This window comes from Actinomadura bangladeshensis (assembly GCF_004348335.1).
Classification (GTDB): Bacteria; Actinomycetota; Actinomycetes; order Streptosporangiales; family Streptosporangiaceae; genus Spirillospora; species Spirillospora bangladeshensis.
In genome coordinates this window covers 1-11,426 of record NZ_SMJW01000249.1, presented here as the reverse complement: position 1 = coordinate 11,426, position 11,426 = coordinate 1, and the positions used below count along the sequence as shown (strand labels likewise).

General features: G+C 72.8%; 13 protein-coding genes and 1 tRNA gene. 12 read left to right on the top strand and 2 right to left on the bottom strand.

Annotated elements, in window-relative coordinates:
- Together E1284_RS32880 and E1284_RS32875 are read left to right on the top strand one after the other, a co-directional pair.
- The coding region (locus E1284_RS32880; RefSeq protein WP_131944059.1) for a GntR family transcriptional regulator at nt 1-651 on the top strand (651 nt) is incomplete at its 5' end.
- A 10-nt stretch (nt 652-661) separates the two neighbouring features.
- Nucleotides 662-1,231 carry a TetR/AcrR family transcriptional regulator gene (locus tag E1284_RS32875; RefSeq protein ID WP_207924087.1) on the top strand — a complete coding sequence of 190 codons (570 nt, stop codon included), beginning with the start codon at nt 662-664 and terminating at the stop codon, nt 1,229-1,231.
- Between the two features lie 7 nt (nt 1,232-1,238).
- On the opposite strand, the gene E1284_RS32870 is transcribed toward E1284_RS32875, so the two are convergent.
- Nucleotides 1,239-2,351, bottom strand: a complete 1,113-nt coding sequence (locus E1284_RS32870; protein ID WP_131944058.1) for an adenosine deaminase — start codon at nt 2,349-2,351, stop codon at nt 1,239-1,241.
- 222 nt (nt 2,352-2,573) lie between these two features.
- Here E1284_RS32870 and E1284_RS32865 point away from each other — a divergent pair, with 222 nt between their 5' ends.
- From E1284_RS32865 to E1284_RS32855, 3 genes are all read left to right on the top strand, one after another.
- Nucleotides 2,574-3,536 (top strand): hypothetical protein, encoded by a 963-nt coding sequence (locus E1284_RS32865; RefSeq protein WP_131944057.1) that lies wholly within the window; start codon nt 2,574-2,576, stop codon nt 3,534-3,536.
- A 90-nt stretch (nt 3,537-3,626) separates the two neighbouring features.
- On the top strand, nt 3,627-4,136 hold the full coding sequence (locus E1284_RS32860; RefSeq protein WP_131944056.1) for a SigE family RNA polymerase sigma factor: 510 nt from the start codon (nt 3,627-3,629) through the stop codon (nt 4,134-4,136).
- Nucleotides 4,137-4,139: 3 nt separating this feature from the next.
- Nucleotides 4,140-4,892, top strand: coding sequence for a hypothetical protein (locus E1284_RS32855; RefSeq protein ID WP_131944055.1), 753 nt, complete (start codon nt 4,140-4,142; stop codon nt 4,890-4,892).
- Between the two features lie 177 nt (nt 4,893-5,069).
- On the opposite strand, the gene E1284_RS32850 is transcribed toward E1284_RS32855, so the two are convergent.
- Nucleotides 5,070-6,281 (bottom strand): pyridoxal phosphate-dependent aminotransferase, encoded by a 1,212-nt coding sequence (locus E1284_RS32850; protein WP_131944054.1) that lies wholly within the window; start codon nt 6,279-6,281, stop codon nt 5,070-5,072.
- A 269-nt stretch (nt 6,282-6,550) separates the two neighbouring features.
- Here E1284_RS32850 and E1284_RS32845 point away from each other — a divergent pair.
- The 7 genes from E1284_RS32845 to E1284_RS41955 all read left to right on the top strand — a co-directional run.
- Nucleotides 6,551-6,623, top strand: a tRNA-Trp gene (locus E1284_RS32845).
- A 117-nt stretch (nt 6,624-6,740) separates the two neighbouring features.
- On the top strand, nt 6,741-7,001 hold the full coding sequence (gene secE, locus E1284_RS32840) for a preprotein translocase subunit SecE (RefSeq protein WP_131944053.1): 261 nt from the start codon (nt 6,741-6,743) through the stop codon (nt 6,999-7,001).
- Between the two features lie 89 nt (nt 7,002-7,090).
- On the top strand, nt 7,091-7,936 hold the full coding sequence (nusG, locus tag E1284_RS32835) for a transcription termination/antitermination protein NusG (RefSeq protein WP_207924086.1): 846 nt from the start codon (nt 7,091-7,093) through the stop codon (nt 7,934-7,936).
- Nucleotides 7,937-8,220: 284 nt separating this feature from the next.
- Complete coding sequence (rplK, locus tag E1284_RS32830) at nt 8,221-8,649, top strand: 50S ribosomal protein L11 (RefSeq protein WP_131944052.1); 429 nt, start codon at nt 8,221-8,223, stop codon at nt 8,647-8,649.
- Between the two features lie 60 nt (nt 8,650-8,709).
- Nucleotides 8,710-9,426, top strand: coding sequence for a 50S ribosomal protein L1 (gene rplA / locus E1284_RS32825; protein WP_131944051.1), 717 nt, complete (start codon nt 8,710-8,712; stop codon nt 9,424-9,426).
- A 120-nt stretch (nt 9,427-9,546) separates the two neighbouring features.
- Complete coding sequence (locus E1284_RS32820) at nt 9,547-11,097, top strand: class I adenylate-forming enzyme family protein (protein ID WP_243714889.1); 1,551 nt, start codon at nt 9,547-9,549, stop codon at nt 11,095-11,097.
- Nucleotides 11,098-11,196: 99 nt separating this feature from the next.
- Nucleotides 11,197-11,426 (top strand): hypothetical protein (locus E1284_RS41955; RefSeq protein ID WP_207924085.1); only part of this gene is annotated, 230 nt, incomplete at its 3' end.

The following is an 11,426-nucleotide window of genomic DNA, read 5'->3' as shown; positions in this document are numbered from 1 at the left end:
CAGCTGGCCGACGAGGCCGCCGCCCGCATCCGCGAGCTGATCATGGACGGCCGGGTCCGGCCCGGCGACTACCTGCGGCTGGAACGGCTCGCGCTGGAGTTCGGCATCAGCGTCACACCCGTCCGGGAGGCGCTGAAGTCCCTGCGCAGCGAGGGATTCGTCGTGCTGGAGCCGAGACGCGGGTTCGTCGTCGCGCCGCTGTCCGAGCGCGACGTCCGGGACCTGTTCTGGGTGCAGGCGGGCATCGCCGCCGAACTCACCGCCCGCGCCGCCCCCCGGATCGGCGCCGGCACCCTCCGGGGACTGGACGGCCTGCAGCGCGCCATGGAACGCGCCAAGGCCGCGCACCGCCCCGACCTCGTGGAGGAGTACCACCACCTCTTCCACCGGGAGATCAACCTGGCCGCCGACTCCCCGAAGCTCGCCTGGTCGCTCGCGGCGGCGGCGCGGTACGTCCCACGCGGGCTGTACGGGCGGCTGGCCGGGTGGCCCGCCCTCGCCGTCCGCGATCACGAGCGGGTCCTGGCCGTGCTGCGCGCCGGGGACGCCGCGGCGGCCGGCGCCGAGATGCGCGGCCACGTCGTCCGCGCCGGCGGCCTGCTGACCGACCACCTCGAACGCCGCGGCATGTGGCGCCCGTCCGGGCACTAGCGTGGACGGCATGAGCCCGAGGATGAGCGCGGCGCAACGCCGCGAGCTCGCGATCCGGGCCGCGATGGCCGAGTTCGCCCACGGCGGCTACGACGGCACGTCCACGTGGACGATCGCCCGCCGGATCGGCGTCTCCCAGCCCTACATGTTCCGGCTCTTCCCGTCCAAGCACGCCCTGTTCCTCGCCGCCGCCGAACGCTGCTTCGACGACATCGAGGACGTCCTGCGGGACGCCGCCGGCGGCCTGCGCGGCGGCGACGCGATGGCCGCGATGGCGGAGGCGTGCGCCCGGCTGCCGCGCGACGCGCCCGCGCTCGCGCGCCTCCAGCTCAAGATCTACGCGATCGCCGTGCGGGACGAGGACGTCCGCGGGCTCGGCCGCGTCCGCTGGGCCCGGCTGTGGCGGCTCGTGCACGACCTGTCCGGCGCGCCGCCCGAGGAGGTCGCCCGGTTCCTGGCGACCGCGCTGCTGGTGAACGTCCAGGCCGCGTTCGGCGCCCCGGCCGGCCCCGACCTGCCCGTCTCGACGGCCGCCTGGGCGGAGGGCCTGCGCGGCACCGAGACCCGCGCCGACGGCTGACCCCCGGCTAGCCCGCGAGCCAGGCGTCCACCCCGGCGAGCAGTCGTTTCCGCAGGTCGTCGGGGGCCGCGGACGCCCTGATCGACTGCCGCGCCAGTTCGGCCAGCTCCGCGTCGGAGAACCCGTGCTCGGTGCGGGCCAGGTCGTACTGGCGGGCCAGCCGCGACCCGAACAGCAGCGGGTCGTCGGCGCCGAGCGCGATCGACGCGCCCGCCTCGAACAGCCGCCGCACCGGGACGTCCGATGCCGTCGCCGCCACCCCGAGGCCCACGTTCGACGCCGGGCACACCTCCAGCGTCACGCCCCGGTCGACGATGGACGCGAGCAGCCGCGGGTCCTCCACGGCGCGGACGCCGTGCCCGATCCGGTCGGCGTCGAGGGTGTCCAGGCACTCCCGGACGCTCGCCGGGCCGAGCAGCTCGCCGCCGTGCGGGTCCGACAGGAGCCCGCCGCGCTTGGCGATCCGGAACGCGCCCTCGAAGTCGTAGGCGCGCCCCCGCCGCTCGTCGTTGGACAGCCCGAACCCGACCACGCCCTTGCCCGCGTACCGGACGGCGAGGCGCGCGAGCGTCTTCGCGTCCAGCGGATGCCGGGTCCGGTTCGCCGCGATCACCACGCCGATGCCGACACCGGACGCCTCCGACGCCTCCCGCGCCGCGTCCAGCACCAGTTCCACGGTCGGGGTCAGCCCGCCGAACTTCGCCGCGTAGCCGCTCGGGTCGACCTGGATCTCCAGCCAGCCCGAGCCCTCGGCCGCCTCGTCCTCCGCGGTCTCGCGCAGCAGTCGGCGCAGGTCGTCCGGGGTCTGCAGCACCGAACGCGCGATGTCGTACAGGCGCTGGAACCGGAACCAGCCGCGCTCGTCGGTCGCGTGCAGCCTCGGTGGCCAGTCCTCGACGAGCGCGTCCGGCAGGTGGACGCTGCGCAGGCCGGCGAGCTCCACCAGGGTGGAGTGCCGCATCGACCCGGTGAAGTGCAGATGCAGGTGGGCCTTCGGGAGCAGGGCCACGTCCGGGCGGGCGGCACGGCGCGCGGCGCCGGGCTCTCCCTGGTTCGGCGAGGAACGGTCCGGCGGCGACTGGTCCCCGGCCGGGCGGGCTGAAACGGTACGGGCCTCCATGAGCCAATGTTGCCGGATCAGAGGCCCGGCCGAACCCCGTACACGCGGTATCACCACACCGGACTACCTCCCATGACACCAGGCGGCCATGCCGCTCATGGGCACCTCGGAAAAAACTTTGGAACCGCGTGCAACCCCGTACGGGCACCGTGCGTATACGAGGGGCGCCAGAGAGAAACGGGCCACCCCCCGCGGAAAGACACGGGCAGAGAGGGACACACCATGATCACGCTGAAGGCCGCTTTGATCGCCGCGTCCGCAGTCGGCACCGTCGCCGTCGGCGGCGGCGCGACGTGGGCGATGACCGGCACCCACCACGAGGCGGGCCTCCAGTCCAGCGCCGCCAAGGCCCCGGCCGCGGCCCGCCAGGCGCCGGCCGCCGCGCCGACGACGCTCCCGACGTGCCTGCCGGCGAAGTCCGACCTGCCGAAGGCCGCGCTGCCCAAGGGCGCCGACCTGCCGGACGTCAAGGTCCCCGACGCCGCTGCGAAGAAGCAGGTCGAGCAGCGGCTCAAGGACAACCCCGCCACCATGAACCTGCCCGGTGCGCCGGAGGCGAAGCTGCCCAAGGCGGAGGTGCCGGGCGTCAAGGCCCCGGACGCCGAGCTCCCCGACGCCAAGGTCCCTGACGCGCAGGTCCCCGACCTCAAGGGCAAGCTCCCGGCGAACCTGCCCACCTGCGCGCCGTCCGCCAAGGACGTGCCGGGCAACGCCCGCGCCGCCCAGCCGTCCGCCCGCGTCCCCGCCAAGCCGGGCCTGCCCGCCGTGCCGAAGCTCGACTGCGGCAAGCTGCGGCCCGCGGTGACGGTCGGCGGGGCGGTCGAGAAGGCCGTCATGCTGCCGAAGGGCCTGCGCTACGTCTCGTCCGTCCCCGGCGCCGCCGAGCTGCGCAAGCAGCAGATCTGCGCGGTCACCCAGAAGTGGACCGGCAAGGCCGGCCAGTGGCTCACCGTCGAAACCCTGAAGACGCCCGCCGGCATGACCCAGAATCAGCTCCGGCAGGCGCTGAAGCTGCCCGCGGGCGGCACCCCGGTCACCGTGGCCGGTGTCGCCGGCTGGCAGACCCCGAACGGCGGCGGCGTGCTGCTGTTCGACCCGAGCGGCTACTCGCTGTTCGTCAACGGCAGCCCCGTCCTCGCCGGCGGGCTGCAGGACGTGACCGCGGCGCTGCACAAGGCGCAGTAGCACGAGATCCGGGCGGGCGGCCCCGGCGCGGGGGCCGCCCACCCGACGACCTGAGGAACAACCGGAACCCCTCGGCCGGGACGGAGCACAGTGGGGCGTCGAGACGACGAGTCGTTCGTGGAGTTCGTGGCGGCACGCGGCGATGCCCTGCTGCGCACCGCCGCGTTGATGTGCGGGGCCCGGCAGGACGCCGAGGACATCCTGCAGACCGCGCTGGAGAAGGCCTACCGGCACTGGGGGCGGCTGGAGGCGGGCAGCGATCCGGAACCCTACGTCCGCCGGATCCTGGTCAACCTCGTGATCAGCCGCGCCCGCCGCTGGAAGGTGCTCCGGGAGATCAACATGGCGCGCCTCCCGGAGACGCCGGCCGCCTCGCCGAACCACGCCGTCGAGCTGCGCGGGACGCTGATGGACGAGCTGCGCAAGCTCGGCCCGCGCCAGCGCGCGGTCCTGGTCCTGCGCTTCTGGGAGGACCTCTCGGAGGCGGAGACGGCGCAGGCGCTCGGCTGCTCGGTCGGCACGGTCAAGAGCCAGGCGTCCCGGGGGCTCGCCAGGCTCCGGGAGCGCCTCGACACGAACCTGGCGCCACTGGGGAGATGAGCGATGGATCTGGAGAGTGAACTGCGGAAGGCCATGGCCGAGCAGGTGGCCGGGGCGTCCGCGTCGCCGTCGCTCGTCACGGACGTCAAACGGCGGTACCGGCGCCGGAAGGCGCGGATGCACGCCGCCGCGGGCGTGGCCGCCGCCTCCGTCGCCGCGCTCGCCCTCGTACCCACCTATCAGTCGTTCCGGGCCACACCGGCCGGGAACTCCGAGACGGCCCGTCCCACCACCGCCGTCACGGCGTCCCGGCCGCCGGAGCGACCTCCCGCTCCGGGCCTGCCCGCGGCTCCGCCGTCGGCGGGCGGGCCCGGGACGGGGGCCGAACCGAAACCCGAGGAGCACGCCTCGTCCGGCGGTGCGACGCGGCCGCAGCGGCCCGGCGCGGGCGACGCGGTCGGCAGGCTTCCGCAGTGGATCACCTACATCCCGGACGGCCTGGCCGCCGCGGCGCCGTGCGCCGTGACCCATGACGCCGGACGCGAGACCACGACGTGCACCTGGCGCGGGAACACCGGGTGGGTGGAGATCGCTCTGATCAAGGGGAGCAAGCTCACCGGCCCGGCGGACCTCCTGCGGACGCCGGGCGTCCCCGGACGCACGTCCGTCCACGGGATGCCCGCGCTGACCGGGGACCGTCCCGACTCGGCGCGCCAGATCTCGTGGCTGGCGCGGCCCGGAGTCGGCGTCACCGTCACCGCCGCCGGATCGGCGAAGCAGCAGCTCATGCGCATCGCGGAAGGCGTGCGCCCGTAAGAGCCGCGCTCTGGCGGGACGGTCGCGGCGGAGAGGGGCCGCCGCGGGACGTCCCGTCCGGGCACTCCGGGACGGGGCCGGGCATGCCCCGTCCGCACAGAACCGGCCCCGGGCAGAGTGCAGCCCGGGGCCGGTTCTCATGCCCGCGTGCGAGCCGGTCGACCGGAGCCCGGCGGCTCAGCTCGCCTCCGACAGCAGCTTCGCGACGCGGGAGACGCCCTCGACGAGGTCGTCGTCGCCCAGCGCGTAGGAGAGCCGGAAGTAGCCGGGCGTGCCGAACGCCTCGCCCGGCACCAGCGCGACCTCGGCCTCCTCAAGGATCAGCGACGCCAGCTCCACCGACGTCTCCGGGCGCTTGCCGCGCAGCTCCTTGCCCAGCAGCGCCTTCACCGACGGGTAGGCGTAGAACGCGCCCTCCGGCTCGGGGCACACGACGCCGGGGATCTCGTTCAGCATCCGCACGATCGTCTGGCGGCGCCGGTCGAACGCCTTGCGCATCTCCGCCACCGCCGCCAGGTCGCCGGTGACCGCGGCGAGCGCGGCGGCCTGCGACACGTTCGCCACGTTGGACGTCGCGTGCGACTGGAGGTTCTGTGCGGCCTTGACCACGTCCGCCGGGCCGATCAGCCAGCCCACCCGCCAGCCCGTCATCGCGTACGTCTTGGCGACGCCGTTCAGGACGAGCGTCCGGTCGGCCAGTTCCGGCACCACGACGGGCATCGAGTGGAACTCGGCGTCCCCGTAGACGAGGTGCTCGTAGATCTCGTCGGTGACGACCCAGAGGCCGTGCTCGTCGGCCCAGCGGCCGATGGCCTCGATCTCGTCCCGCGTGTACACGGCGCCGGTCGGGTTGGACGGCGACACGAACAGCAGCACCTTCGTCCGGTCCGTGCGGGCCGCCTCCAACTGCTCGACGCTCACCTTGTAGCCGGTGGTCTCGTCGGCGACGACGTCCACGGCCACGCCGCCCGCGAGCTTGATCGACTCGGGGTAGGTCGTCCAGTACGGGGTCGGGACGAGCACCTCGTCGCCCGGGTCGAGCAGCGCCGCGAACGCCTCGTACACCGCCTGCTTGCCGCCGTTGGTCACCAGGACCTGGTTCGCCTCGACCTCGTAGCCGGAGTCGCGCCCGGTCTTCTCGGCGATGGCGGTGCGCAGCTCGGGCAGCCCGCCCGCCGGCGTGTACTTGTGGAAGCGCGGCACCCTGCAGGCGGCGACCGCCGCCTCGACGATGTAGTCCGGGGTGGGGAAGTCGGGCTCGCCCGCGCCGAACCCGATGACCGGGCGGCCCGCCGCCTTCAGCGCCTTGGCCTTGGCGTCGACGGCCAGCGTGGCGGATTCGGATATCGCGGCGATGCGCTTGGAGATGCGAGGACGGTCGATGCTCATACCCCCATCGTTACAGATCGCCTCCCGAGACCTGAGCCATATATCCGGGCCGGTCATCCGGGTCGGCCGGACGGGCCGCACCGACGCCCCTGGAGCGGACCGCGCGTATCGGTTCGACGCGGGGCCCTCCGGCACGTAGACTCACCCTCCAAGTGACGCGTCACCGGTATACGAGGCTGTCCGGACCCGGGCACCGCCAGTAGGCCGTAAGCTGGGGCGCGGCACCACCCCGATCCCATGGTCGGGTGTTCTCCTTAGCCGGAGAATGAAGGGCAGTGGCTCAATTGGTAGAGCACCGGTCTCCAAAACCGGCGGTTGGGGGTTCGAGTCCCTCCTGCCCTGCGAGGTGCGGTGCGCGCACCCGTGCCGTCAACGTCACGGCGGCGCCGTGGCAGGGCACGGGACCGCGCGGCAACCACATGGTGGTTGGATCACGACCTATGAGGTGAACGGCGGCAAATGGCGACTGAGACCCGCGACGAGCCCGAGGCCAAGGACGAAGGCAAGGGCAAGGGCAGCAAGAAGTCCCCGTCCAGGCGGACCTCGCCCGCGCTGTTCGTGCGCCAGGTCATCGCCGAACTGCGCAAGGTCATCTGGCCCACGCGCCGGGAACTGATCACCTACACGACCGCGGCACTGGTGTTCGTGCTGGTCATGGTCGCGATCGTCTCCGGCTTCGACTACGGGCTGCAGAAGGGCGTCTACGCCATCTTCGGCTGACGCCGCGCGGCCCGCGGCCCCCGGCCGGCCGGGCGCCCCCGCAGTAACCTGGTAAGTCCCATCACCGCAGACCGAGAGAAAGAGTCACCGTGTCCGAGTCCTCACAGCCCTACGACGAGGCCGTTGAAGAGGCCCAGTCCGCTGCGGCTGCTGCGGCAGACCTGGCGGCCGAGCCCGCCGACGAGACGGCCGAGGCGGTCGTCTCCGCCGGCGACGCCGAGCCCGCGGACACGAAGCTGGAGGGCGAGGGCCCCGCGCCCGACCCCGCCGAGGACGCCGCCGACCTGGCCGAGGCCGTCGAGGGCGACGACGACGAGGAGGAGGCCGCGCCCGAGCCGCCGGCCGACCCCTACGCCGACTTCAAGATGCAGCTCCGCCTCCAGCCGGGCGACTGGTACGTCGTGCACTCCTACGCGGGCTACGAGAACCGGGTCAAGACCAACATCGAGACCCGCACGCAGACCCTCAACATGGAGGACTACATCTTCCAGATCGAGGTCCCGCAGCACGAGGTCACCGAGATCAAGCAGGGCAAGCGCCAGAAGGTCAACGAGAAGGTCCTGCCGGGCTACATCCTCGTCCGGATGGAGCTGACCGACGAGTCCTGGGCCGCCGTCCGCAACACCCCGGGCGTCACCGGCTTCGTCGGCCTGCTGAACAAGCCGTCCCCGCTGAGCCTCGACGAGGTCGCCAACCTGCTGGCCCCCGAGCCGGAGGAGGGCGCCGTCAAGACCGCCAAGGCGGAGGCGAAGATCCCGGCCGCCGTCGACTACGAGGTCGGCGAGTCCGTCACCGTCATGGACGGCCCGTTCGCCACCCTCCCGGCCACGGTCAACGAGATCAACGCCGAGCAGCAGAAGCTGAAGGTGCTCGTCTCGATCTTCGGCCGCGAGACCCCGGTCGAACTGAGCTTCAACCAGGTCTCCAAGATCTGACGGAGCTGCCCCTGGCAGGCCGTATCCTGGACAGGTCGTCCCCGCCCAGCGGGGATGGGTCCGGAGCTCGTCCCAGAGTCTTTGAGGCGAGACACCAGCAGCCCCGCGCACGCGGGGATGACCCCAAAAAAGTCGCTGCGCTTGTCAAGGTGCAGCTGTGCTCCCCGCGCACGCGGGGATGTGGGTCGGCCAAGGTCCCAACGCGGCGGTTAAGTTCCGCCCGCCGTGTTGCCCGGATGTCCGGGAGTCGGGACCACAGCGAAACGGAACATTGAGGGAGAGGCATGCCTCCCAAGAAGAAAATTGCCGCGTTGGTGAAGGTTCAGCTGCAGGCCGGGCAGGCGACGCCGGCGCCGCCGGTCGGTACGGCGCTCGGCCCGCACGGCGTCAACATCATGGACTTCTGCAAGCAGTACAACGCTGCCACGGAGTCCCAGCGCGGCAACGTCATCCCCGTAGAGATCACCATCTACGAGGACCGGTCGTTCAGCTTCGTCACCAAGACGCCGCCGGCCGCGCAGCTCATCCTGAAGGCCGCGGGCGTGGACAAGGGCAGCGGCGAGCCGCACAAGACCAAGGTCGGCTCGGTGACCCGCGACCAGATCCGCGAGATCGCCACGACCAAGATGCCCGACCTGAACGCCAAGGACCTGGACGCCGCCGAGAAGATCGTCGCCGGCACCGCCCGGTCGATGGGCATCGACGTCAAGTAACACCCGTCTGTGGCAGGGCCGGCGCTGGCCCGTACCACGAGTTCCACTGGAGGAACGACCATGAAGCGCAGCAAGGGCTACCGCGCCGCCGCGGAGAAGATCGACCGGGACCGGCTGTACAGCCCGGCCGAGGCCGTGAAGCTGGCCAAGGAGACCGCGGTCACCAAGTTCGACGCGACCGTGGAGGTCGCGCTGCGGCTGGGCGTCGACCCCCGCAAGGCCGACCAGATGGTGCGCGGCACCGTCAACCTGCCGCACGGCACCGGTAAGACCGCCCGCGTGCTGGTCTTCGCCGTCGGCGCCAAGGCGCAGGAGGCGGAGTCCGCGGGCGCCGACATCGTCGGCTCGGACGACCTGATCGAGCGGATCCAGGGCGGCTTCCTGGACTTCGACGCGGTGGTCGCCACGCCGGACCAGATGGGCAAGGTCGGCCGCCTCGGCCGGGTGCTCGGCCCGCGCGGCCTGATGCCGAACCCGAAGACCGGCACCGTCACCATGGACGTGGCGAAGGCCGTGTCCGACATCAAGGGCGGCAAGATCGAGTTCCGGGTCGACCGGCACGCGAACCTGCACTTCATCATCGGCAAGGCGTCCTTCGACGAGCGCCAGCTGGTGGAGAACTACGCGGCCGCGGTCGACGAGATCCAGCGGCTCAAGCCGTCCGCCGCGAAGGGCCGGTACGTGAAGAAGGCGTCGCTGACGACCTCCATGGGCCCGAGCATCCCGGTGGACCCGAACGCGGTCCGCAACCTGACGGCGGAGCTCGAGACCGCCTGATCGCCTCATCGGAAGGGCGTCCCCGCAGCGGCGGGGGCGCCCTTTCGCCGTCCCGGCGTCCACCCAGCGGTACACGCGGACCCGGCCCGCCGCGCGGTCGGTACATTCACCGGGGTGGCGATGAGTGTGATGGACGGTTCGCGGCGCCGGCTCTACGACGTGCTCGCCGCCGCGGCGGCGGACGCGCCCGATGCTCCAGCGCTGTCGGTGGACGGCACCACCTGGACGTTCGGCGAACTCCGCGCACGCGTGGACGCACTGAGCGCCCACCTCTCGGCGCGCTGCTCGCCCGGCGCGCGGGTGGCGCTGCTTGCGCACAACCGCCTGGAGTACGTGGCCGCCTACTACGGCGTTCCTCGTGACGGCCGCATCCTGGTGCCGCTCAACCAGCGGCTGCATCCGCGCGAGTGGGCGGACCAGATCGCCCGCAGCGGCGCCGAACTGGTCCTCGGCGAGCCCGACCTGCTCGACCGCCTCGCCGCCGAAGGCGGTCTGCCGCCGGACCACCCGCCGCTGACCGGCATCCAGGACCTGCCCTGGGACGGCCCGGCGCCCGCCCCCGAGTCCGGCACCGACCCGGACGACGTGGCCTGGCTGATGTTCACCAGCGGCACGACCGGCCGCCCCAAGGGCGTGCGGCTCACGCACCGGAGCCTGCTCGCGGGCATCGCCGCGACGGCGTCCGGTCGTCCCGTGCGGCCGGGCGATGTCTTCTGCACGCCGTTCCCGCTGTGCCATGTGGCCGGATACCAGGTCGTCCTGCACCATCTGTCCGGCCGCCATGCCGTCGTGCTGCGCCGCTTCACCCCGGTCGCGCTCGTGGAGGCGACGCGCCGGCACGGCGTCACGAACCTGTCGCTGGCCCCGACGATGCTGGAGGACCTGCTCGCGCACGCGGCGGACGACCCTCCGGCACTGGACGTGCTGCGCGGCGGCGTCCGCGTGATCGCCTACGGGTCGGCGCCGATGCCGGTCCCGCTGCTGCGCCGCGCCGACGAGATGCTCGGCTGCGACTTCAACCAGGGCTACGGGATGACGGAGCTGTCCGGCAACGCGGTCTTCCTGTCGCCGGACGACCACCGCGCCGCGATCACGACGAGGCCGGAGCTGGCGGGGTCGGCGGGGCGTCCCGCGCCGGGCGCCGAGATCGCGATCCTCGACGAGCACGGCACCCGGCTCCCGCCGGGTGCGCTCGGCGAGGTCGCGGTGAGGGGGCCGCAGGTCACGACCGGTTACTGGGATGATCCGGAGGCGACGGCCGAGGCGTTCACCGGCGGCTGGTTCCGCACCGGCGACGCCGGCCGCGTCGACGCCGCCGGCTACCTGTACCTGGTCGACCGGATCAAAGACGTGATCATCACCGGCGGGGAGAACGTCTCCTCGCTGGAGGTCGAGGACGTCCTGCGCACGGTCCCGGGCGTCGCGCAGGTCGCGGTGGTCGGGCTGCCGGACCCGCGCTGGGGCCAGACCGTCTGCGCGGTGATCGTCCCCGGCGGCGTCCGGCCGAGTGAGGACGACCTGGTCGCCGCCTGCCGCGCCCGCCTCGCCGGCTTCAAGACGCCCCGCCGCATCGAGTACGCCGACGCGCTGCCCCGCACCGGCACCGGCAAGATCCGCAAATCCGCCCTCCGCGCGGCGCTCATCGAACGGGACACGGCGAGCCGCCCTTAGCACGGGACGTGACGGATACAAAGATCGCGGTCCGGAAGCGGACAATCGATTCCTGGGTTGTTTTGTTACCTGCGGGGAACTTGGTGTTGAATTGTCCCCGTGAAGCGTCGAACCGACCGGGCCATCGCCATCGCCGCCGTGACCGCGGTGGCCGTCGTGCCCACCGCGATCCTGATGGTGGTCAAGGTCGGCGGGGACTCCGCGAAGGACGCCGGTTCGATGCCTCCGGCCGCCGCGATGGCGCAGCAGGACCGGACCGGCGCCAACGGCGCCGCGGCGGGCACGGTCGCGCCGTCCGCCGCGCCGGGCGCGCCCGGCGGCGCCACCCC